Source organism: Desulfomicrobium escambiense DSM 10707 (assembly GCF_000428825.1).
Classification (GTDB): domain Bacteria; phylum Desulfobacterota; class Desulfovibrionia; order Desulfovibrionales; family Desulfomicrobiaceae; genus Desulfomicrobium; species Desulfomicrobium escambiense.
This window is the reverse complement of record NZ_AUAR01000002.1, coordinates 212218-233659: the sequence shown is the minus strand read 5'-3', so window position 1 is coordinate 233659 and position 21442 is coordinate 212218. Positions and strand designations below refer to the sequence as shown.

Sequence of the window (21442 nt, the reverse complement as noted above, 5' to 3'; positions counted from 1 at the left end):
ACTCTTCCCGCGTATAGTTTGTTTCTGAAATCAACAGGAAAGGACACCCATGAAAGGAATCATTCTGGCCGGAGGATCCGGCACGCGACTCTACCCCCTGACGCTGGGCACCAGCAAGCAGCTCCTGCCCGTCTACGACAAGCCCATGATCTACTATCCCCTCTCCATCCTGCTGCTGGCGGGCATCAGGGATATCCTGATCATCTCCACCCCCCACGACCTGCCGCGCTTCCGCGACCTGCTCGGCGACGGCAGCCAGATCGGCGTGCGCTTCACCTACATCGTGCAGCCCTCGCCCGACGGGCTGGCCCAGGCCTTCATCCTCGGCGAGGACTTCATCGGCCTGGACAGCGTCTGCCTGGTCCTTGGCGACAACATCATCCATGGCGAGGGGCTGTCGGTGGTGCTCGAAAACTGCGTGGGACTGGACAAGGGCGGCATCGTCTTCGGCTACCCGGTCAGGGATCCCCAGCGCTACGGAGTGGTGGAATTCGACGACGCCGGCAAGGTTGTCAGCATCGAGGAAAAGCCGTCCAGGCCCAAATCGAAGTTCGCCGTGCCGGGCATCTATTTCTACGACAACGACGTCGTGGCCATCGCCAAGGCCCTGCGTCCCTCGCCTCGCGGCGAGCTTGAAATCACGGACGTCAACCTCGAGTACCTGCGCCGCGGCACCCTACACGTGGAACTCCTCGGCCGCGGTTACGCCTGGCTCGACGCCGGCACCCACGAATCCCTGCAGCAGGCCGGCAGCTTCGTGCAGGCCATCCAGGAACGCCAGGGCTTCAAGATAGCCTGCATCGAGGAGATCGCCTTCAGGAAGGGTTTCATCGATTGCGCACACCTGAAGGCGCTGGCCGCGAAGTTCTCCAAGAACGACTACGGCCGCTACCTCGATGAACTGGCTGACGATGAATAAAAAAACAATAATTTCATGAGTTAAGTTGGTAAAGGAACACCTGTGGAAAAGATTGTTCCAAACATTTTCCCATGTTCCTTCGCTAGAACGCAGTCCGGGTCGAACACCGCGGAAAGCTTTGTTCGGAACCGCTGGGCATCCTAAAAAATAAACATTATTTCAGCATATTGACTACATTAGTCACATTCGAAGCGGCCTAATAATACCAACAAATTCTTTTCTCATTTCTTTTGCAGAAAGAGGGGAAGGACGACCCGTTCCCCTTTTCACACCGTTGAAGTCTTCGGCCATCTCCAGTACAGAGACACGGATCAAGAAGAGCCAATAATTTCAATATGTCTCATACAATTTCAAGGAAAGTGAGGTATCCATGGACCTTATGAAAATGCCGGCGGATCTGCCCGAAGTGACCCTCAACGCCAACTCCGAACTGGTGCTCCGGAAGCGCTACCAGAAAAAGGGGTTGGACGGCAGTCCCATCGAAACCCCCAAGCAGATGTTCTGGAGGGTTGCCGCCAGCATCGCGTCCATGGAAGCCGGCTACCCGGACTCCACGTGGAAGGTCGAAGACCTCGCCCGGACCTTCTACAGGCTCATGATCGACTACGACTTCCTGCCCAATTCCCCCACGCTCATGAACGCAGGCACGGATCTCGGACAGCTGGCCGCCTGCTTCGTCCTGCCGGTCGGCGACTCCATGGACGAGATCTTCGACGCGGTGAAGCACGCCGCCCTGATCCACAAGTCCGGCGGCGGCACGGGGTTTTCCTTCAGCCGCCTGCGTCCCAAGGACAGCCGCGTCGGCTCCACGGGCGGCGTGGCCTCGGGTCCCATCTCGTTTCTGAAGATCTTCAACACGGCCACTGAGCAGGTCAAACAGGGCGGCACGCGGCGCGGGGCCAACATGGGCATTCTGCGCGTCGACCACCCCGACATCCTCGAATTCATCCGGGCCAAGGAGCGCGAGGGCGACCTCAACAACTTCAACCTGTCCGTGGCCCTGACGGAAAAATTCATGCAGGCCGTGGAGAAGGACGAAGAGTACGCCCTGGTCGCCCCGCACACAGGCGAGGTCATCGAGCGCCTCAAGGCCCGCGAGGTCTTCGAGCTGCTGGTGCGCAAGGCCTGGGAAAGCGGCGACCCCGGTATCATCTTCATCGACCGCATCAACCGCGACAACCCCAACCCCGACCAGGGCGAAATCGAGAGCACCAACCCCTGCGGCGAGCAGCCCCTGCTGCCCTACGAGGCCTGCAACCTGGGCTCCATCAACCTGGCCCGCTTCGTGGTCGACAGGGACGGCGCCAAGGAGGTCGACTGGGACAGGCTGCGCGAGGTCATCCACCTGAGCGTGCGCTTCTTGGACAACGTCATCGACGCCTCGGAGTACCCGCTGGAGCGCATCACCCATACCGTGCGCCGCAACCGCAAGATCGGCCTGGGCGTCATGGGCTGGGCCGATATGCTCTACCAGCTGCGCCTGCCCTACAGCAGCCGTCGGGGCATCGTCCTGGCCGAGAAGCTCATGGAGTTCCTGCAGCGCGAATCCAAGTCCGCCTCTGCCCAGCTGGCCAAGGAGCGCGGCCCCTTCCCGGGCTTCGAGACGTCTGTCTACAGCGACCAGAACCTCGGGCCATACCGCAACGCCACGACCACGACCATCGCCCCCACGGGCACGCTGTCCATCATCGCCGGGTGTTCCTCGGGCGTGGAACCGCTTTTCGCCCTGTGCTTCGTGCGCCAGGTCATGGACGGCGAGAAGCTGACCGAGGCCAACTCCTTTTTCGTGCAGGCCCTGCACGACGCCGGCTGCCATTCCGAAAAGGTCATGGCCGAGGTCGTCGAGAAGGGCACGGTGCACGGCATGGAATTTCTGCCCGAGGACCTGCGCAAGGTCTTCGTCACGGCCATGGACATCGATCCTGTTTGGCACCTGAAGATGCAGGCCGCCTTCCAGAAGCACACGGACAACGCCGTGTCCAAGACCGTCAACCTGCCCAACTCCGCCACCCAGGAGGACATCTACAAAATCTACTGGATGGCCTACGAGGAGGGCTGCAAGGGCGTGACCGTGTATCGCGACGGCTGCAAGAGCGTGCAGGTCCTGTGCACGGGCGAGGGCGGCAAGGACGGCAAGAAGGCCGAGGAAGAGACGCGGCCCATGGACCGTCCGGACATCGTCTACGGCTTCACCCAGAAGGTCCGCACGGGATTGGGGGATCTGTACCTGACCGTGAACGAGATCGACGGCAAGCCCTTCGAGGTCTTCACCACCATTGGCCGTTCAGGGCGTTCCATCACGGCCAAGGCCGAAGCTATCGGCCGCTTGGTGTCACTGGCCCTGCGCTCCGGCGTGCACGTGCGCGAGATCGTCAAGCAGCTCAAGGGGATCGGCGGGGAACATCCCGTCTTCCAGAAAAAAGGCATGCTCCTGTCCATTCCAGACGCCGTGTCCTGGGTGCTGGAAAACAAGTACCTGCAGGGGACGTCCCCCCGCAGCTTCGACAAGTCCCTGTCCAAGACCGAGTGCCCGGAGTGTTCGACGGAACTCGTGTTCCAGGAAGGGTGTTTCGTCTGCCCCTCCTGCGGGTACACCAAGTGCGGTTGACGGGTCATGCCTCTGCCTAACGGTATCGAGCCGGACCTTGGCCTGTTCCTGCGCCGGATGATGGGCATCCTGGCCTGCAGGTCCAAGAGTCCGGCCGAGAAATTGCGCCTCGGGGGCGTGCTCATTCAGGAGCGCCTCGGCAGTTCCCAGGCCTCGGTCATGCTGTTCGACGAGGACAGACAGGAGCTCAAGGTCGTGGCCGCAACCAGGCAGGAGATCGTGGGGCTCTGCCAGCCCCTGTCTCCCCGCTGCGTTTCGGGCTACGTCTGCACCTTCAAGGAACCCCTGCTCATCACGGACATCGCGGCCGACGGGCGCTTTTGTTGCCGCAGCGCCGCCTACCGCACGGCCTCCCTCATGTCCGTGCCTCTGCTCTCGGAGCAGGGGAGCGTCATCGGGGTCATCAACGTCTCCGACAAGGAGGGGGGCGGCGCCTTTTCCCAGGCCGACCTTGGGCTGCTTCTGGAATACGCCGGCTGGGTCACGCCGCTCATCGACAACATCGTCGTTCTGGACAGGCTCGAAAAGGAGAAGGAGCGGTACCGGGATCTGGCCCAGGAACTGGAGATCAAGCAGAAGGAGCTGATCATGGCTTCCACCGAACGGGCCGAACTGGTCCAGATGGTGGTGCACGACTTCAAGAGCCCCCTCTCGGCCGTCATCTCCAACATGGACCTGCTGACCTATCTGGGCCCCAGCGAGTCCCAGAGGCCCATCATCGAGACGGCCTTCAAGGGCGCCTCGAAGCTTCTGGAGATGATCGACGAGTTTCTGCATGTGGCCCGCGTTGACGAATTGCACGAGCGCGGCTTCAGCCCCATGCCGGTGTCCTTTCTCCCCCTGGTCGAAAGCCAGCTCGCTGAGATCGCGCCCCTGGCCAGGGACAAGGGCATCGTCATCGAGAACGGGTGTGCCCTCGACGTGCGGGTTCTGGGCGACAGGATGCTCCTTGGGCATCTGGTGCAGAATCTCGTGTCCAACGCCGTCAAGTACACGCCGGAGAACGGCCTCATCCGGCTCGGCATGGACAGCTGGGAATCGCGCCGCACCGAGGACCCGTCCCGCACGGTCCTCAAGTTCTGGGTCGAGGACAACGGCGAGGGCATCGAGGATCGCTACAAGGAAACCGTCTTCGAGAAGTTCGTGCGTACGGAGAGATCCATGGAGAGCGGCATCAAGGGCACGGGGATCGGGCTTTTCGTCTGCCGCAAGATCGTGAGCATGTTTCAGGGCAGAATCTGGGTCGAGGACGCCACGCCCAAGGGCAGCAGGTTCTGCGTCATTCTCTTCATTCCGGATTCTCTGGACGGGAACGAACATGGATAAGAACATGACCGTGCTGGTGGCGGAAGACATTCTTTCCGCCCGCGAGACGGTGATCCATATCTTGCGGGCCTTGGGCTTTTCCAGATTCCTGGAGGCCGAGAACGGTGCGGTGGCCCTCGAGCATGTCCGCAGAGCGACTCCCGGGCTCATCATCTCGGACTGGAACATGCCCAAGATGAACGGGATGTCGCTGCTGCAGACCGTGCGTTCCATGGAGGGGGCCAGGCACGTCCCCTTCATCTTTCTGACCTCCAAGTACGAGACGCAGGACATCGCCCTGGCCTCCGAGGGAGGGGCCTCGGCCTATCTGGTCAAGCCGGTGACCATCAAGGCCCTGTCCGAAGCCCTCGAAGCGGTGTTCGGCAGCACGTTCGAATGGGATTTCGAACTGCTCAAGACGGAAGTGAAAACCCTGTGCGCATCCGGAAAATGCGACCAGGCCGACGACCTTCTGCGCCGCTTCGAAAGCCTGCATCCCGACAACTACCCGCGTATCCGTCTGGAACGGGTCCATCTGCTCATGGGCATTGCGGAGTTCGAAGCGGCCGAGAAGGAAGCGTGCGCGATCCTGTCCTCCAACCCGCTCTTCACCAAGGCCTGGGAAACCCTGGTCATGCTGCAGTCCAGGATGGGGAAATTGGACCAGGCTTTGGGCGCGGCGGAAAGGGCCATATCCATCAGCCCCAACAACGCCGGGAACCACGTGCTGCGCGGTACCATCCAGCTGCGCCGCGAAGACCTGCACGAGGCCAGGAAAAGCTTCATGACGGCCCTCAATGTCGACCGCAAGAACGACCAGATCAAGCAGGACATCTGGAACGCCTACCTGGACCTGGACATGGTCGACGAAGTCCAGCGCGATTTCGGGGCGTACATATTTTCATCCCTGACCTGCGACACCCTGAACAACATGGCCGTGGCCTACCGGCGCAAGGGGGAACTGGCCCGTGCGGTGGAGATCTACCGCACGGCTCTGTCCAAGGAACCCGACAATCCGAAAATTCTCTACAACGCCGCCGTGGCCTACGTGAACCGCAAGCAGTTCGCCAAGGCCAAGGAGCTTTTGGCCCGCGCCCTGGGCAACGATCCGGGGTTCGAGAAGGCCAGGGTTCTTTACGAGCAGGTCAACAAAGCGCACACTCGCGAGGCCGACTGACACCATCGGCCCGAAGAGGGGGTTATGATCACCACATCCAAGCTGTCCTACTCCTTCGGCAAGCAGCTGGCTCTGAAGGACGTCAATTTCTGCATGAAGCAGGGGGAGTTCGTTTTCCTGTGCGGGCCGTCCGGCGCGGGCAAGACGACGTTCATGCGCATCCTGCACGGCGCCCTGCCCGTGCAGCGCGGCAAGGTCGACGTGGCCGGGTACGACCTCAATACCCTGCCCGAACGGCGCAAGCACCTGCTGCGACGCGACGTGAGCGTTGTCTTCCAGGATTTCAAGATCCTGACCAACCAGACGGTCTTCGCTAACGTGGCCCTGCCCCTGAAGGTCCGCGGCATCCCCCGGCACATCATCGAGAAGCGAGTGCGCGCGGTGCTTCGGAGCCTCCACCTGGACCACAAGGCCATGTCCCCGTGCGAGGAGCTTTCGGGCGGCGAGCAGCAGCGCGTGGCCGTAGCCCGGGCCGTGGTCGTCAAACCCAAACTCCTCCTGGCCGACGAACCCACGGGCAACCTCGATTACGAGCTGTCCATGCGCATGATGGACATATTCCAGCAGTTCCACAAATTCGGCACCTCGATCATGATCGCCACCCACAACCGCGAGATAATGGAGCGCATGTCCGGTGCGCGCATCGTAACCCTGCACGACGGCGTCATGCACGAGGGCTGCGTGGAAACGGGAGGCAGCCTATGAGCGTCTTTTTCCAGCTCCTGGGCCAGGGCGTCCGGGACCTGTTCCGCGCTCCCTGGTCCCTGTGCATGACCATCGCGGCCATCACCCTGGTCTCCTTCCTGGGCGGGGCATTTCTGATGCTCGTGCACAACCTCGACCTGCAGATCGGCGCCCGGCAAGGCAACGTCCAGTTCCAGGTCTACTGGCAGCCCCAGGCCACGACCGAGGAGGTCCGCGACGTGTGGGCGGGACTTTCGTCCATGGAGGGTGTGGTCAACGTGCGCACCTTCACGCCGGACCAGGCCCTGGGCGTGCTGGCCGAATCCTTCCAGAACAGCGCGGACATGGAGTGGATGAAGGGCAGAAGCCCCCTGCCGCCCACGGCCCTGGTGGAATGCGAGCTGCCCGCCGAGGACGGCAAGAAGTGGGCCGCGGCCATGGTCGAGCGGCTGCGGTCCCTGCCCAAGGTGGAGAAGGTCTCCTTCAACCCCCTACAGGTCGACCTGCTGACCTCGTGGGTGGGTCTGACGCGGATGGCCTTCTGGCCGGTGACGGGCTTTCTGCTGGTCGTGGTCGCATTGGTGGTCGGCAACACCATCAAGCTGGCCCTACTGGCCCGGCGGGAGGAACTGGAAATCCTGCGCTTTGTCGGCGCAAGCCGCGCCTACATCCAGTTTCCGCTGCTGGTGGGCGGGGCTTTCCAAGGGTTTCTCGGAGCCGGCCTGGCTCTGGGGCTGCTCAAGCTTCTGCACAACGGCATCGAGGAGATGTTCAACGTCCCGCCACTGTGGATGACCATCTCCTTCCTGCCCTCCCTGCATTGCCTGGCCATCGTCGCAACCCTGGCGGCCGTCGGAGTCCTGAGCTCCCTGGTCGCCCTTCGCAATTAGACAATCGAGGACAGTATGAATCGTAGCCATAAGATGACGAAAGGATTGGAAAAGGCCCCCCATCGTTCCCTGCTCTTCGCCCTGGGAATGACCCGCGAGGAGATGAAGCGCCCCCTCATTGGCGTGGTCAACTCGGCCAACGAAATCGTGCCCGGCCACATGCACCTGGACACCCTCGCCCAGGCGGTCAAGGACGGCATCCGCATGGCCGGCGGCACGCCCATGGAGTTCCCGACCATCGGCGTGTGCGACGGTCTGGCCATGAACCACGAAGGCATGAAGATGAGCCTCCCGAGCCGCGAGCTCATCGCCGACTCCATCGAGATATCGGCCACGGCCGTGCCCTTCGACGGTCTGGTCTTCATCCCCAACTGCGACAAGATCGTGCCCGGCATGCTCATGGCCATGCTGCGCCTGAACATCCCGTCCATCATCGTCAGCGGCGGGCCCATGCTGCCCGGCAAGTTCGAGGGGAAAACTATTGACCTCATCACGGTCTTCGAGGGCGTGGGCAAGGTCAGAAGCGGCGGCATGACCGAGGAGGACCTGGAGCGCATGGAGGAGTGCGCCTGTCCCGGTTGCGGCTCCTGCGCCGGCATGTTCACGGCCAATTCGATGAACTGCCTGTCCGAGGCCCTGGGCCTGGCCCTGCCCGGCAACGGCACCATCCCGGCCCCGACCAGCGCGCGCATCCGCCTGGCCAAGGAGGCCGGCATGCAGGTCATGTCCCTGGTCGAGCGGAACATCCGCCCCCGCGACATCGTGACCGAGAAGAGCGTGGCCAACGGCGTGACCGTGGACATGGCCCTGGGCTGCTCGACCAACACGGTCCTGCACCTGCCCGCCATCTTCCGCGAGGCCGAACTGGACCTGACGCTGGACATCTTCGACCGCATCAGCCGCAACACCCCGAACCTCTGCCGCCTGTCTCCGGCCGGGCCGCACCACATCGCCGACCTGCACGAGGCCGGCGGCATCCAGGCGGTCATGAACGAACTGGCCGGCAGCGGCCGTATGGAACTGGACGTCATGACCGTGACCGGTCGGACATTGGGTGAAAACCTGGATGCCCTGAAACCGCGCATTTCCCGGCCCGAAGTAGTCCGCACCGTGGCCGAGCCGTATTCCGTGGAAGGCGGCATCGCCATCCTGAAGGGCAACCTGGCCATGGACGGGGCCGTGGTCAAGCAGTCGGCCGTGGCGCCCGAGATGATGCGGCGCACGGGCACGGCCAGGGTCTTCGAGGGCGAGGAGGAGGCAGTTGCCGCCATCCTGGGCGGGAAAATCGTGGCCGGCGATGTGGTCGTCATCCGCAACGAAGGCCCCGTGGGCGGCCCCGGCATGCGCGAGATGCTCACGCCCACCTCGGCCATCTCCGGCCTGGGCCTGGGCGGCGAGGTGGCCCTGTTGACCGACGGGCGTTTCAGCGGCGGCACGCGCGGCGCGGCCATCGGGCACATCAGCCCCGAGGCGGCCGAGGGCGGCGTCATCGGCCTGGTCAGGGAGGGGGACCGCATCAGCATCGACATCCCGGCCCGTAAGCTCGAACTCCTCGTGGACGAGGCCGAACTCGAACGGCGCCGTCAGGACTGGAAGCCCTATCCCAAGGAAATCACGTCCTCCATCCTGCGCCGTTACAGCCGCATGGCCTCATCGGCGGCCAAGGGCGCGGTGACGAAGATCTGATGGGTTGGGATGCCCAGACCGCGGCCCGCTATGACCAGTGGGCCAAGAGCCCCTGCGGGAGCTTCGCCCTGCGGCAGGAGGAAAGGCTGCTGCAGGGCGTCATCGCCCACTGGCCCAGACGCAAGCAGAAGCTGCTGGACATCGGCTGCGGCACGGGCACGTTCCTTGAGTTCTTCTGGTCCTGCGGCTTCGACCTGACGGCCATCGACCAGAGCCCGGACATGCTGGCCAGCGCGCGGGAAAAGATCGGGACCAGGGCCGACCTGCACCTGGGCAGCGCGGAGCATCTGCCCTTCGAGGAGCGCGAGTTCGACTACGCCTCGCTCATGACCGTGCTCGAATTCGTGGACGATCCCGCCCTCGTCCTGCAGGAGGCTGCGCGTGTGGCCCGCAAGGGCGTCCTCGTCACGTTCCTGAACAAATGGTCGCTCTACGGGTGTTCGGTGCGTCTTGGAAAGCGGCATTCGACCCTGGCCAGGGCGCGCTGGTTCACCTGGCCGGGAATGCGGGCCCTGATCCAGAAGAGCATTTCCCCAGGCGCCATGGAGGCCAGATCCATCCTGCTCGGGCCGTCCTGCACCTGGAACGCCCTGCCCGTCATCAGGCTCTTCAATAGCGTCTCCGTCTTCCCGTGGATGGGCGCGGTCACGGCGGTGCGCATCGACCTGACCGCGCCGCCGGCCCGAACTCCGCTCATGGCCTGGAACACCGAACCCACAGTCTGAGGGAAGGGTTCGCAAACGAAATGGCCGGCCTGCACGCGTGCAGACCGGCCATTTGTTATGGAATTCAGGGGATTATTTCCCGTGAACCAGGGTGCAGACCTCTTCGAGGGCCTTGGCCGGGTTTTCCTGCTGGAAGATGTTGCGGCCGATGCACACGCCGGACACGCCGGAATCCAGGGCCTCGCGCACGTTGCGCAGGAAATGCCGGAAGTCGCCGTTGCGCGGACCGCCGCCGATGACCACGGGTACGGGGCAGGTGGCCACGGCCCGGGCGAAGCTCGGGTGGCCGCCGCAGGACGGCACCTTGATGACGTCGGCCCCGAGTTCGGCGCCGATGCGGATGCTGTGGGCCACCAGGGTCGGGTCGTTCTCGTTCACGATCTGCCCGCCGCGGGCGTAGATCATGGCCAGAAGGGGCAGGCCCAGCTGGTGGGCCTCCTCCACGCAGGCGCCGAGGTCCGAGAGCATGCGGTCTTCGAGGTCGTTGCCGATGTTGATGTGCATGGAGATTATGTCCGCGCCCAGGCGCAGGGCCTCGGGCACGGAGCAGACCAGGGCCTTGTTGTAGGATGGCAGGCCGTGCCGCGTGCCGGCCGAAAGGTGCACGATGAGGGACTGGTCGAGGCGGATCTCCCCGGCCGTGGCCATGACCATGCCCTTGTGCATGATCACGCCCTGCAGGGGCAGGTGTTGCAGGCCGCGCAGGAGGCTGCCGAGGTCCTCCAGGCCCGGGATGTTGCCTTCGGACAGGCCGTGATCCAGGGGCAGGATGATGGTCCTCTTGGATTCGGGGTGGAAGAGCCGCGCAGCCTTGCGCAGGTATCCGATCATGTCGTTCTCCTCATGCGTTAGCGATCCGACCACAGGCACCGATTGCCCTTGACCGTCAGAAACCCCAGGGGCAGGCTTCGGTAATAGAAGGCCCTGCGCCGGGCATCGCCTTTCCAGGCCAGACTCTGTCCGGAGAGCAGGGCGGCGATGTCCCGCACGTTTTCAAGCACCAAGCTGTTCCCGTCGGGTACTGGCGGGACGAACATGCGCAGGGTGGCGTCGGCCAGGACGGAATCCCCTGCCGCCTTGCCCACGGCGAAACCCTGCCAGCGCAGTTCGCCGGGCAGTTTCCTCGCCTGTTCGAAAATAAGGTAGATGCGGCCGCCGACGCAGAGGAAACTGTGCTCCGGCAGCCAGCTCGTGTCCAGCCCCGTGCGTGCGAGAAAGTGCTGCCTCGTGATCGTGTCGCCCGGAAGCTCCCGGCCTTCCGGCCACTCTGTCTCCCCTGCCTGGCCCGGTTTGGTCAGGCAGGCCAGGAAGAAGCCCTGGGCCGCGCTACCCTCCCCGTCCACGAGCAGGCAGCCCGGCAGGGACGGGGCGAAGCTGAAGGACTCAAATTCGGGCAGAGGAGCCGGCGCGAGCCCCAGATGTTCCATGGCGAAGCGGACCTGGTCCTCGTTCTCGCGGACGTTGGTGGTGCAGGTCGAGTAGAGGAGCCGTCCGCCCGGGGCCAGCAGTTCGGCCGCCTTGGTCAGCAGTTCGCGCTGGAGTTCCTCCAGGGGCGCGGTCTTTTCCCCGGCCCACATCTGGGCGGCCTTGGGGTTTTTTTCGACCGTGCCCCAGCCGCTGCACGGCGCGTCGAGGAGAATGAGGGGCCAGGAGCCCGCAGCGAGCGGCAGGTTCTGCGCCTCGTATTTGCAGGTGGCCACGTTCAGGCAGCCCAGGTGGCGCATGTTCACGCGCAGGGTGGCCAGGCGGTCGGGGCTGGGCTCGTTGGCCAGGACGAGGCCGGTCGGGCCTACCATGCGGGACAGGATGCCGGTCTTGCTGCCGGGGCTCGCGCACATGTCCAGGACCCGGTCGCCGGGGCGGGGAGCCAGGGCCAGGGGCGGCAACATGGAGGATTTGTCCTGGATGTAGATGTAGCCGAAGCGCGCCGCGATGCTGCGGCCCAGGGGCATGGGCTCGGCGGTCAGGGTCCGGGCCAGGGAAAAGAACGGCTCTGGTTCGAAGCCGAACCCTTCGGCCCGAAGCAGGGCTTCGACATCCGGGATCTGATCCTCGGTGCACGCCAGACGGAAGGAGCGGGTGGTGTTTTTCATAGGGGTTGTGCCTGGGCCATTTGACAAGAGCCCGTGTAGCCATCAAGAAAGGGCCTGTCAAAGCGGAGGGCCCATGCAACCGGTCAGGACGGCGGTTCAGATTGTGGAGGTCGGGGCGGAGGAGAACGGCCGCAAGCTCACGACCTTTCTGCAGGCGCGGCTGGGGCATCTCCCGGCCGGTCTCGTCATGCGCCTGGTGCGCACCGGCCAGGTGCGCATCGACGGCCGCCGCTGCAAGCCCTTCGACCGGGTGGCCGCCGGGCAGAAGGTGCGCATCCCTCCCGTGACCGTCGAGTTGCGCCAGGAGTCGTGTCCGGCCTGCACGGACCTCGACATCGTGCACGAGGATGCGGACATGATCGTGGTCAACAAGCCTTCAAACCTTCCGGTCCACGCCGGCACGGGCTGGACGGACTCGGTCCACGACCGGCTACGGGTCCGCTTCGCCGGCCAGGCTTTCACGCCGGTTCCCGTCCACCGCCTGGATCGCGACACCTCGGGGCTTCTGCTCTGCGCCAAGACCCACGATTTCCTGCGCGCCATGCACGAGGCCTGGCCCTGCGCGACCAAGGCCTACCTGTGCTGGGTCGAAAGCGTTTGGCCGGCCCGGGGCTGGACGACCGTCGTCTCGGACCTGGCCAAGGCCGAAACCGGCAGGGGCGAGAAAGTCGTTTCGGGGCAGGGGCGGCGGGCCGTGTCCCATGTCCATCCCATCAGCCTCGCCGCGGGCCGCAGTCTCGTGCTGGTCGTGCTCGGCACCGGCCGCACCCACCAGATCAGGGTGCATCTGTCCGACCAGGGGCACGCCATCGTCGGCGACCCCAAATACGGCCGGGGCGGGGGGCTCATGCTCCATGCCGCCTTTCTGTCCTGGCCGGGACACGTCTATTTCGTCCTTCCGCCCTGGACCGGGGATTTGCAGGTTCCCCCTGCCCTGGCCGGAACCATCAACGACATCGTCACCACCGCTCCCGCCAAGGAGGGGGCTTCATGAACGAACGCCAATCAAACGCCCTGTACTGGGGCTTAAGTCTCGCCGTCATCGCCCTGACCACCTGGGCCAGGTACTGGTTCGTAGCCTCTGGGCAGCTGGGCCTCTCGCCCGACGAGGCCCAATACTGGGACTGGAGCCGGACTCTGCAGTGGTCCTATTACTCCAAGGGGCCGCTCATCGCCGTCATCAACGCCCTGGGTTCTATTTTTCTCGGCGCCACGGAACTGGGCGTTCGCGCCGGGGCCGTGGTCGGCGCGGCCCTCATGCAGCTGGCCGTGCTGGGCTGGATCGGGATCTGGCTGCGGCGCATCCGCACGGCCTTCTGGACCCTCGTGGTGCTGAACACGACCCTGCTGTTCATGGCCGGGGGGCTCCTCATGACCACGGACAACCCGCTGCTGGTCTGCTGGATTCTGGGCATGATCGTCTTGAGTCTGGCTGTGGACAAGGGCAGCCTGCCCCTTTTCGTCCTCATGGGGATTTTCCTGGCCCTGGGCATCGCGGCCAAGTACACCATGCTGCTTTTCATCCCATTGGCCCTGGCGGCGTCCTTCTGGATCGGCCGGGGGCAGGACATGCCCGCCCTGTTCTGGCCGAGGCTGTGGAAGACCCTCGGCATCGGCGGCGCGGCCGGTCTGCTGCCCATCCTGATCTGGAACGCCACCAACGATTGGGCCGGGATCAAGCACGTCCTCTACCGGGGAGCCATGGCCGGGGAAAAGGCCAAGGTCTTTTTCGCGCTGAAGAATTTTCCCGAATATCTGGGCAGCCAGCTGGGCGTGGTCACGCCGTGGTGGTTCGTCTTCATCTTCATCGGGGCGTGGCTGGTCGGCCGGCAGCTCCTGCGGCGGCAGGCCGAGCCGGTTTTCCCCTGGCTGCCGCGGCCCATGGCCATCATCCTGACGGTCTTCTTCTGGCCTGTGTGGCTCTTTTTCCTGCTCTGGAGTCTGCACGCCAAGGTCGAGGCCAACTGGTCGGCCACGGCTTATCCGGCGGGCATCCTGCTGGCGGCCATGGCCCTGGAGCGCTTCGTCCACCGCGAGCCGCGGCCCAGGTGGCGTTTCGCTTGGCCCGTGCTGGGCATCGTTGTCTTTGCCGTCCTTCATCTGCAGGCGTTCATTCCTTTCGACGGGGAGAAGAACCCCGTGCACCGGCTGCGTGGCTGGCAGGAACTGGGCCAGAAGGTCGACGAGGCGCGGCAGGAGCTGGGCGGGTCCGATGCGGTCTTTGTTTTCGCCGACGAGTACGGGGTCACGGCGGAACTGTCCTTTTACGTTCCTGGCCAGCGGCGGGCCTATTGCCTGGCCGGCGGCCGCAAGATGAATCAGTACGACTTCTGGCCGGCTCCTGATCCGTCCGTGCAGAATGCGGTTTTCGTGGTCAAGGGGGAAAAGGGGGAAGTTTCGGAGCGGGTCCTTGAACTTTTCGAGAGCGTGGACGAACCCAGGACCGTGACCACCGCCCAGGGCCGCCGCCTCGGTCAGACCTTCACGCTTTTCCTGTGCCGGGGCTACAAGGGCGTCTGGCCGGCCCAGGAGGGCGCGAGCTTCTAGACCGGGCAGCGTCCGGGATTTCGGGCCAGATAGGCCTCGGTCGCCAGAAAATCATCCTTCGTATGCGGTTCGAAGGTGATGGTGACCGGGGCCTTTCGTTTTGCCAGGAAATCCCAGAGCCTGTCCCAAGGTATGGCGCCCAGGCCCAGGCCCAGATGCTGGTCCGCGCTGCCGTCGTTGTCGTGCAGGTGCAGGTGCAGAGGGAACGGGTCAAGGGCCGTCAGCCACTCAGCCAGGTTGCCGCGCTCGCCGCCGCGGGCGAAGCTGTGCCAGTGCCCGAGGTCCAGGCAGGCTCCGGCCCGGCCTCCAAGCTCGGTCAGTACGCGGACATGGCGCTGCGGCGCCTGTTCGAACACGTTCTCCAGGAAAAGGGGTGCGCAGGCATGGTCCAGGACCGTCCGCCAGGTGGCCAGGGAGTTTTCCAGCCACTGCTCCTGGAACGCGGCGTAGGTCAGGTGGTTGTAGTCCAGGTGGGCGATGAGATGGGCGGGCTCGTAGACCCGCGCCGCATCGAGCGCCTGCAGCAGGCGCTCGATGGCGGCCCGCCGCACCAGCGGGTCGAGGCTGCCCGGATGCAGGTCGAAGAAGGGCAGGTGCACGGCGCAAGTCAGACCGGCATCATGAAAGATGCGGGCGTTTTCCGCATGGCGCTGCGGGTTTGTGGAATCCAGGGCGCGGGCGTCGAAGCCGAGTTCGGGGTTCACGCGCCGCGACAGGAAGAGTTCCAGGTGTTCGGGGTGTTCGTCCAGGTAGCGCAGGGGCAGGTTGACGAAGGCCATACTCAGGAAGCTCCCTCTTCGCGGGAGATGACCCAGGCGTCGAAGGCTCCGGGCAGGAAGAGGAAGGTACGGGCCTGTCCGCCTGCCGGCCGCAGAACCGCTTCGACGCCCTCCTTCGTGACGCGCACGGAGGGCTCGGCGCGGAAGGGGTTCGGTTTTCCGCGATCTTTGTCCAGGGCCGCGGCGATGGCGTCCCGTCCCTTGTCCCTGCCACGGCTGGCCGTGCGGTCGTAGGCCTGGATCAGGGTTTTCAGGTCCCCCCGGTCCCAGGCCTCGGCGCATTGGCGCAGGCGCTCGCGGATCTCGCTGTCGGCCAGGGTGGCGTAATCCTGCCGCGGGCCCAGATTCCGGGGCACCCACTCCTCACCGACGATCTTCCACAGCTCGACCTTGCGCATCCAGTACAGGCGCCGCCAACCCTCCTCGCCCTGGGGATAGGTGCGCTCGGCAAAGGCCGAGACCATGTAGCCAGGCCCCTCCAGCACCTGCAGGTCCTGCATGCGGATGTCGACCCAGGGGGAGCGGGAGAATTCCTGCAGGGTTTTGCGTTTGAACTGCTCAAAGCTCATGCCCGAGGACTTTTCGAAGCGTTCGGGGTCGTAGATCTCGAAAAACGCGCCTTCGCGCCGTTCCCTGGCCTTGACCCAGCCCTTGGTGCCCATGACGATCTCTGGCGGCGGGCCGAATCTGGCCGTCTCGCCCCACTTCACCCCGTCGGCGATGACCACGGGGCTGGCCTGGATGCGTACGTGCCGGTCCAGCCGGTCCACGACGTCGTTTTCCAGGACAACGCACCCGAGGGTCTGGCGCGGGCCGAAGGTGCGGCCCCGGCCGTGGATCATGATCCCGTCGCCTGTCTTGCCGAGGACCCGGTCCGCGGGGTTGGGGTAGTTGAGGGGATAGGCGGTGTTGCCGAAGCGGTCGAAATCGAGCCCGCCGGTGGCCTTGCCCTGCAGGAAGTAGACGCCTTCGGGCGTCTTGCGGTCCCCCTCGAGGAGCTTGCCGCCGCCGCGCATGCCCGTGGTGCAGGACATGCTTTGCAGCGTGCGCAGGGCTCCGTCCTGGCTGCGCAGCAGAAAGGCGCGCTGGCGGCCCATGTCCACGGCCATGAACTGCGGCGGCAGGTTCGTGCGCGGGGCGAGGGTCGGCACCCAGCCTTCGGCGAAGGCGCAGGAGGCGGCCAGTGCGAGGACCAGGACCGGGAGCTGAAGGAAGCGGGTGACCATGGCAGGAAAAAGGGAGGCCGGAGCCTCCCTAGAGTTTCGCGGTCTCGACGAGGTCCCGGCGGGTGAAGATGGTCTGCAGCTGGAACCCGGCCTTCTCGATGTTCTCCCGGCCGCCCTGTTCGCGGTCCAGGACGCCCATGATGGCCACGATGTTCAGGCCCTGCTCGCGTACGCGGTCCACGGCCTTCAAGAGCGTCCCGCCGGTGGTGATGACGTCCTCCAGCAGGCAGACGTTCATGCCCGGCGTGAAGTTCTTGAGGCCTTCCAGGTACTGGTTTGTGCCGTGGCCCTTGGGCTGCTTGCGGATGATGAACCCGGGCAGGGGGTAGCCCTCCAGGTGCGAGACCACGGTCACGGCCGAGACCAGCGGGTCGGCGCCCAGCGTCATGCCGCCCACGCCCTGGATGCCGCCCTTGGCGCGGATCATGTCCAGGAAGAACTTGCCGATGAGCCACGCGCCCTCAGGGTGCAGGGCAGTGTGCTTGCAGTCGAAGTAGTAGTCGCTCTTCTGGCCCGAGGTCAGGGTGAAGTCGCCCTCGAGGTAGGACTTCTCGATGAGCAGGCGGGCCAGACGTTTTTTCAGTTCAAGCATGGTGTATCACCTATTTGAAGACGCGGTCGAACACGGTCTGTTCGTGCCGCAGATAGTAGTTCAGGTCGAAGGCCTGGTCCAGACGCGCGGCGTCGAGGCGTGCCGTGATGCCGGCGTCGGCGCGCACGGCCTCCTCGAAGGAGGTCCGCTCCTGCCAGCAGCGCATGGCCACGGCCTGCACCATCTCGTAGGCCTTCTGGCGTTCCAGGCCCGTTTCCACCAGGGCCAGGAGCACCCGCTGGGAGAAGAAGAGGCCGTAGGAGCCCATGAGGTTGCGCTGCATGTTCTCGGGGATGATGCGCAGGTTGGCCAGAACGCCGTTCAGACGGTTCAGCATGTAGTTCACCATGATGGTCGAGTCCGGCATGATGACGCGCTCCACCGACGAGTGGCTGATGTCGCGTTCGTGCCACAGGGCCATGTTCTCCATGGCGGCCAGGGCGTTGGTGCGCACCAGGCGTGAGAGGCCCGTCAGGTTCTCGGCCGAGATGGGGTTCTTCTTGTGGGGCATGGCCGAGGAACCCTTCTGGCCCTTGCCGAAGCCTTCCTCCACCTCCAGGACCTCGGTGCGCTGCAGGTGCCGCAGCTCCACGCACAGGCGCTCCACGCCGCCGGCGATGAGCGCCAGGGCCGTGAAGTACTGGGCATAGCGGTCGCGCTGGATGACCTGGGTCGAGATGGGGTCCACGTTCAGGCCCAGGATGTCCAGGGCGCGCCTTTCGAGCTCGGGCTCCAGCTGGGCGTAGGTGCCCACGGCGCCGGAGATCTTGCCGAAGCGGATGTTCTCCAGGGCGTCCTCCCAGCGCTGCCTGTGGCGCTGGAACTCGGCGTGGTACACGGCCATCTTCAGGCCGAAGCTGGTAGGCTCGGCGTGGATGCCGTGGGTGCGGCCCATGCACAGCTGTCCCTTGTGGGTCTCGGCCATCTTCGCGATGGTGCCCAGGAGCCGGTCCAGGTCGGCCAGGATGATCCGGCCGGCGCGGGTCAGGAGCACGGCGTTGGCCGTGTCCACGATGTCCGAGGACGTGCAGCCGAGGTGGATGTAGCGCGACGACGGCCCGACCTTCTCCTCCACGGCCGTGAGGAAGGCGATGACGTCGTGCTTGGTCGTCTCCTCCAGCTCCAGGATGCGGTCCAGCTCGAAGTCGGCCTTCTCGCGGATGACGGCCATGTCTTCGGCCGGGATGACGCCCATGGCGGTCCAGCCTTCGCAGATGGCCAGCTCGACTTCGAGCCAGACCCGGAACTTGCGTTCCAGAGTCCAGATCTCGCCCATTTCCTTGCGTGTATAGCGATCGATCATGATGGTGGGGTGTGGTTGATGTGCGGGCCGCGGTGTTTCCGGGGCCGAAAATGAAAAAGGCAGCCTAAGCTGCCTTGGTCAGGACGCCGAAGAGGATGTGTCCGCGGATGTGGAGGACGAGGAGCTTTTGCTCCCGTTCCCGCCGGACTCCTTGCTGTATCCGGACGCGTACCAGCCGCCTCCCTTCAGGACGAAGGAGGTGTTGGAGATAAGCCTCTGGGCTGTGCCACCGCAGACCGGACAGACTTTTTCCCTGTCCTGGAAATCCTTCTGCCATTCCTCGAAAATCTGGCGACAGTCTTCACAGCAGTATTCGTAGATGGGCATGGTTACCTCCTCAAAGACGACAGAGCCTACTTCTTGGCAGCAGCGGCCTTGGCTTCCTTGATGCGTTCCTTGATGCGCTCGGCGCGACGCTTGCGGCGGCGGGCGATCTCTTTCATGCGTTCGATTTTCTTGTGGGCCATTATGCAATCCTCCAATGGGGTGAAATTTCTTCTGGCGCGAAGCAAGGGCACATATAATAGCCTTGCCGCGTTTGTCCAGCCTCTTTCGAGCCCGATTTCACGGTTCAGACCGGCTGCAGCGCGTACTCCCGCGACCCGAGGCCGAGGCTCTGGGCGTACTCGAGCAGGTACTGCCCGCGCACGTGGCCGTGGATGGCCATGAACTTGTCTTCGCCAGGCGCGATGCCGGCCGGCAGGGCGCTGGGGTGCAGGGGCTGGGCCTGGTTGACCAGGTCCAGGCAGGCCTGGTCCAGGGCCACCGGGTCCCACGATCCCAGCAGGCCCAGGTCAGGGCAGACGGGCGCGTCGGAAAAGCCCATGCAGTCGCAGCCCGGGCTGACCTGCTGGATGAAGCTCAGGTGGAAGGTCCTGCGGGGGCGGGAGAGCAGGGCCGCGGCGGCATATTCGGCCATGCGCTCCAGGAACGTGTTCACGTCCACCCGCCAGTCCACTTCCAGGCCGCCCGTGCGGCAGACCAGGAAGCAGGCCGCGCACCCCGCGCATTTGTCGCGGTCGATGGAGATCCTGCCGCTCGGGTCCAGGGCGAGGGCGCCGTGGCTGCAGACCTCCACGCACTGGCCGCAGCCCGTGCAGTGGTCGGGTTTGACCGAGGGGCCCAGGCCGCAGTGCTGCTGCATCTTGCCCCTGCGCGTGGCGCAGCCCATGCCCACGTTCTTGATGGCCCCGCCGAAACCGGCCAGTTCGTGGCCCTTGAAATGGCTGACCGTGACCAGCATGTCCGCGTCCACGATGTCGCCGCCCAGGTAGGCCGCGTCGAAATGCCTGCCCGGGCAGGGCACGGCCCGTTCATTGCCGCTTTTCAGCCCGTCGGCAATGACGACGGGCGCGCCGAGCACGTTGGGGTCGAAGCCGTGGGCCGCGGCCTGCAGGCAGTGGGACACGGACTCGCCGCGCTGGCCCACGTAGAGGGTGTTGGTGTCCGTCAGGAATGGCTTGGCCCCGCACTTGCGGATGAAGGCCAGCAGGGGGGCGAGCTGCAGGGGCCGGACATGGCCCGTGCCCCCGCCTTCGCCGAAGTGCAGCTTGACGGCCGTCAGGTCCCCGGAACGCAACTCCGCTCCCAGGCCGGCGAGCTTGAGCATGCGCTTGACCTTGGCTTCAAAGGGCGCCTTGCGCGAGGCGCGCAGGTTCCAGAAATAGACGGCCTCGGCCATGGCTTACCTCGACGGGATGGGTTCCTGGGCTTCGGTCAGCAGGAAACGCCCTTCCAGAATCCAGCGTTTGAGCTCCTCGGCCACCTCCAGGGACAGGGTGTAGCTGGTCAGGGGCGTGGTCGGCACGTCCTTGCCCTCAACGCTGATGACGCCGCCCTTCAGTTCGGCGAAGGTGACGTGCCCGTACTTGGAGGGGTAGCCGTTGGGGTAGTCCTCGCCGTAGTCGACCACGGGCACCTGGATGTCCTCGTCGGCCACGCCCGTGAACCAGGCCATCTCCTCGTCCAGGATGGGGATGGGGATGCCCATGCCCACGGCCAGGGAGCAGCCGTAGCCGACAATACTCACGCCGCGCAGGTAGCGGGCGTTCATGCCCTTGAGGTCGCCCTTGACCATGAGGGTGCCCGAGGCGCTCATGGGGACGCCGCGCTCGTTGCGCTTGGGCTCGGCCACGTGCTGGGTGCCCTCGCCGATGACGTAGCCGATGCCGCCGCCCAGGAAGATGCGCGTACCCAGGCCGATGGTCCGGAAATACGGGTCGTTCAGCAGCGGGCTCAGCTCTCCGGCTGTGGCGTAGTTGGCATTGCCGAGGTTGGACTTGAGGGGGCCCATGTAGGTGTATTTGAGCTTGCCCGTGCGGTTGATTGCGCAGTTGTAGTTCTGGTAGCAGTTGCGCGGGTTGAGCAGGATGGCATTGCGCAGTTCGGCCAGGGAGACCTTCTTTTCGATGGCCTTGCGCGGGTAGCAGTCCGTGCCGTAGGCCTCGGCCTTGAGGTGCACGCGCTTGCCCTTGACCAGGTCCTCGATGACGTGGCCGCCGCCGTACTTGAACTGTCCGGGGTAGACCTTGTTCAGCGGGTCCTCTTCGGTGGGTTCGGTGGCGCCGATGTAGGAGTCCACGGCCGCCATGCCGGCATAGCAGGGCACGCCGTTGAGCCAGACCTTGGACGTCTTGATGGTCGGGGGCTGCTGGCCGATATTGAACAGCAGGCCGGACGAGCACATGGGCGAGAAGGTTCCGGTAGTGACGACATCGACCTTGCGGGCGGCCTTGACCTTGCCTTCCTTGCGAACTAGGCTGGTCATTTCGCTGGCGTTGAGGACGACGGCTTTTCCTTGCCGGATCTTCTCGTTGATCTCGGCGATGGTTCTGACTGTGTGCTGGGCGCTCATGCTTGTCCTCCGAAGATGATATCGGGCCGATGCCGGTCCGCAGGGCGTGACTGT

General features: G+C 64.7%; 19 protein-coding genes. 10 read left to right on the top strand and 9 right to left on the bottom strand.

The window, feature by feature from the left end; genetic code table 11:
• Nucleotides 1-49 precede the first annotated feature (49 nt).
• The 8 genes from rfbA to G394_RS0102835 all read left to right on the top strand — a co-directional run bounded on the left by rfbA (nucleotide 50) and on the right by G394_RS0102835 (nucleotide 9994).
• On the top strand, nucleotides 50-919 hold the full coding sequence (rfbA, locus tag G394_RS0102870; protein ID WP_028576366.1) for a glucose-1-phosphate thymidylyltransferase RfbA: 870 nt from the start codon (nucleotides 50-52) through the stop codon (nucleotides 917-919).
• Between the two features lie 370 nt (nucleotides 920-1289).
• On the top strand, nucleotides 1290-3527 hold the full coding sequence (locus G394_RS0102865) for a vitamin B12-dependent ribonucleotide reductase (RefSeq protein WP_028576365.1): 2238 nt from the start codon (nucleotides 1290-1292) through the stop codon (nucleotides 3525-3527).
• Nucleotides 3528-3533: 6 nt separating this feature from the next.
• A complete protein-coding gene (locus G394_RS0102860) occupies nucleotides 3534-4853 on the top strand; it encodes a GAF domain-containing sensor histidine kinase (RefSeq protein WP_084435249.1) in 1320 nt (439 codons plus the stop codon).
• Nucleotides 4846-6009, top strand: a complete 1164-nt coding sequence (locus tag G394_RS19940; protein WP_051306903.1) for a response regulator — start codon at nucleotides 4846-4848, stop codon at nucleotides 6007-6009. Before G394_RS0102860 ends, G394_RS19940 begins: the two co-directional genes overlap by 8 nt.
• A 24-nt stretch (nucleotides 6010-6033) precedes the next feature.
• Nucleotides 6034-6714 carry a cell division ATP-binding protein FtsE gene (gene ftsE / locus G394_RS0102850; RefSeq protein WP_028576363.1) on the top strand — a complete coding sequence of 227 codons (681 nt, stop codon included), beginning with the start codon at nucleotides 6034-6036 and terminating at the stop codon, nucleotides 6712-6714.
• Complete coding sequence (locus G394_RS0102845) at nucleotides 6711-7583, top strand: cell division protein FtsX (RefSeq protein ID WP_028576362.1); 873 nt, start codon at nucleotides 6711-6713, stop codon at nucleotides 7581-7583. Before ftsE ends, G394_RS0102845 begins: the two co-directional genes overlap by 4 nt.
• Nucleotides 7584-7598: 15 nt before the next feature.
• Entirely contained in the window at nucleotides 7599-9269 is a 1671-nt protein-coding gene (ilvD, locus tag G394_RS0102840; RefSeq protein ID WP_028576361.1) for a dihydroxy-acid dehydratase, read from the top strand.
• Nucleotides 9269-9994 (top strand): class I SAM-dependent methyltransferase, encoded by a 726-nt coding sequence (locus G394_RS0102835; protein ID WP_028576360.1) that lies wholly within the window; start codon nucleotides 9269-9271, stop codon nucleotides 9992-9994. Before ilvD ends, G394_RS0102835 begins: the two co-directional genes overlap by 1 nt.
• A 72-nt stretch (nucleotides 9995-10066) precedes the next feature.
• Here the strand turns inward: G394_RS0102835 and G394_RS0102830 are convergent, their stop codons facing one another.
• Together G394_RS0102830 and G394_RS0102825 are read right to left on the bottom strand one after the other, a co-directional pair.
• Complete coding sequence (locus tag G394_RS0102830) at nucleotides 10067-10825, bottom strand: class I fructose-bisphosphate aldolase (protein WP_028576359.1); 759 nt, start codon at nucleotides 10823-10825, stop codon at nucleotides 10067-10069.
• A gap of 17 nt (nucleotides 10826-10842) precedes the next feature.
• Entirely contained in the window at nucleotides 10843-12087 is a 1245-nt protein-coding gene (locus G394_RS0102825) for an NOL1/NOP2/SUN domain family protein (protein ID WP_028576358.1), read from the bottom strand.
• Between the two features lie 73 nt (nucleotides 12088-12160).
• On the opposite strand from G394_RS0102825, the gene G394_RS17700 reads away from it, so the two are divergent.
• Nucleotides 12161-13081: an RluA family pseudouridine synthase gene (locus G394_RS17700; protein WP_051306902.1), complete on the top strand. Its 921-nt coding sequence runs from the start codon at nucleotides 12161-12163 to the stop codon at nucleotides 13079-13081.
• Nucleotides 13078-14634, top strand: coding sequence for an ArnT family glycosyltransferase (locus G394_RS0102815; RefSeq protein WP_028576357.1), 1557 nt, complete (start codon nucleotides 13078-13080; stop codon nucleotides 14632-14634). The genes G394_RS17700 and G394_RS0102815 overlap by 4 nt, the downstream gene beginning before the upstream one ends.
• Here G394_RS0102815 and G394_RS17695 read toward each other — a convergent pair.
• The 7 genes from G394_RS17695 to G394_RS0102775 all read right to left on the bottom strand — a co-directional run bounded on the left by G394_RS17695 (nucleotide 14631) and on the right by G394_RS0102775 (nucleotide 21388).
• A complete protein-coding gene (locus G394_RS17695) occupies nucleotides 14631-15413 on the bottom strand; it encodes a sugar phosphate isomerase/epimerase family protein (RefSeq protein WP_043774545.1) in 783 nt (260 codons plus the stop codon). The two genes, G394_RS0102815 and G394_RS17695, sit on opposite strands and share 4 nt — an antisense overlap.
• Nucleotides 15414-15415: 2 nt before the next feature.
• Nucleotides 15416-16639 (bottom strand): L,D-transpeptidase family protein, encoded by a 1224-nt coding sequence (locus tag G394_RS17690; RefSeq protein ID WP_043774543.1) that lies wholly within the window; start codon nucleotides 16637-16639, stop codon nucleotides 15416-15418.
• A gap of 28 nt (nucleotides 16640-16667) precedes the next feature.
• The gene (gene pyrE, locus G394_RS0102800; protein ID WP_028576355.1) at nucleotides 16668-17231 is read right to left on the bottom strand and encodes an orotate phosphoribosyltransferase; all 564 of its coding nucleotides are present in this window, start codon (nucleotides 17229-17231) and stop codon (nucleotides 16668-16670) included.
• Between the two features lie 10 nt (nucleotides 17232-17241).
• Nucleotides 17242-18534, bottom strand: coding sequence for an adenylosuccinate lyase (gene purB, locus G394_RS0102795; RefSeq protein ID WP_028576354.1), 1293 nt, complete (start codon nucleotides 18532-18534; stop codon nucleotides 17242-17244).
• A 78-nt stretch (nucleotides 18535-18612) separates the two neighbouring features.
• The gene (locus G394_RS0102790; RefSeq protein WP_028576353.1) at nucleotides 18613-18861 is read right to left on the bottom strand and encodes an FmdB family zinc ribbon protein; all 249 of its coding nucleotides are present in this window, start codon (nucleotides 18859-18861) and stop codon (nucleotides 18613-18615) included.
• 244 nt (nucleotides 18862-19105) lie between these two features.
• Nucleotides 19106-20215, bottom strand: a complete 1110-nt coding sequence (locus G394_RS0102780) for a DUF362 domain-containing protein (RefSeq protein WP_028576352.1) — start codon at nucleotides 20213-20215, stop codon at nucleotides 19106-19108.
• Nucleotides 20216-20218: 3 nt separating this feature from the next.
• On the bottom strand, nucleotides 20219-21388 hold the full coding sequence (locus G394_RS0102775; RefSeq protein WP_028576351.1) for a homocysteine biosynthesis protein: 1170 nt from the start codon (nucleotides 21386-21388) through the stop codon (nucleotides 20219-20221).
• Nucleotides 21389-21442 lie beyond the last annotated feature (54 nt).

Coding starts and splice junctions, on each gene's coding strand:
- rfbA (WP_028576366.1), top strand. CDS start 50: ATGAAAGGAATCATTCTGGCCGGAGGATCCGGCACGCGACTCTACCCC.
- G394_RS0102865 (WP_028576365.1), top strand. CDS start 1,290: ATGGACCTTATGAAAATGCCGGCGGATCTGCCCGAAGTGACCCTCAAC.
- G394_RS0102860 (WP_084435249.1), top strand. CDS start 3,534: ATGCCTCTGCCTAACGGTATCGAGCCGGACCTTGGCCTGTTCCTGCGC.
- G394_RS19940 (WP_051306903.1), top strand. CDS start 4,846: ATGGATAAGAACATGACCGTGCTGGTGGCGGAAGACATTCTTTCCGCC.
- ftsE (WP_028576363.1), top strand. CDS start 6,034: ATGATCACCACATCCAAGCTGTCCTACTCCTTCGGCAAGCAGCTGGCT.
- G394_RS0102845 (WP_028576362.1), top strand. CDS start 6,711: ATGAGCGTCTTTTTCCAGCTCCTGGGCCAGGGCGTCCGGGACCTGTTC.
- ilvD (WP_028576361.1), top strand. CDS start 7,599: ATGAATCGTAGCCATAAGATGACGAAAGGATTGGAAAAGGCCCCCCAT.
- G394_RS0102835 (WP_028576360.1), top strand. CDS start 9,269: ATGGGTTGGGATGCCCAGACCGCGGCCCGCTATGACCAGTGGGCCAAG.
- G394_RS0102830 (WP_028576359.1), bottom strand. CDS start 10,825: ATGATCGGATACCTGCGCAAGGCTGCGCGGCTCTTCCACCCCGAATCC.
- G394_RS0102825 (WP_028576358.1), bottom strand. CDS start 12,087: ATGAAAAACACCACCCGCTCCTTCCGTCTGGCGTGCACCGAGGATCAG.
- G394_RS17700 (WP_051306902.1), top strand. CDS start 12,161: ATGCAACCGGTCAGGACGGCGGTTCAGATTGTGGAGGTCGGGGCGGAG.
- G394_RS0102815 (WP_028576357.1), top strand. CDS start 13,078: ATGAACGAACGCCAATCAAACGCCCTGTACTGGGGCTTAAGTCTCGCC.
- G394_RS17695 (WP_043774545.1), bottom strand. CDS start 15,413: ATGGCCTTCGTCAACCTGCCCCTGCGCTACCTGGACGAACACCCCGAA.
- G394_RS17690 (WP_043774543.1), bottom strand. CDS start 16,639: ATGGTCACCCGCTTCCTTCAGCTCCCGGTCCTGGTCCTCGCACTGGCC.
- pyrE (WP_028576355.1), bottom strand. CDS start 17,231: ATGCTTGAACTGAAAAAACGTCTGGCCCGCCTGCTCATCGAGAAGTCC.
- purB (WP_028576354.1), bottom strand. CDS start 18,534: ATGATCGATCGCTATACACGCAAGGAAATGGGCGAGATCTGGACTCTG.
- G394_RS0102790 (WP_028576353.1), bottom strand. CDS start 18,861: ATGCCCATCTACGAATACTGCTGTGAAGACTGTCGCCAGATTTTCGAG.
- G394_RS0102780 (WP_028576352.1), bottom strand. CDS start 20,215: ATGGCCGAGGCCGTCTATTTCTGGAACCTGCGCGCCTCGCGCAAGGCG.
- G394_RS0102775 (WP_028576351.1), bottom strand. CDS start 21,388: ATGAGCGCCCAGCACACAGTCAGAACCATCGCCGAGATCAACGAGAAG.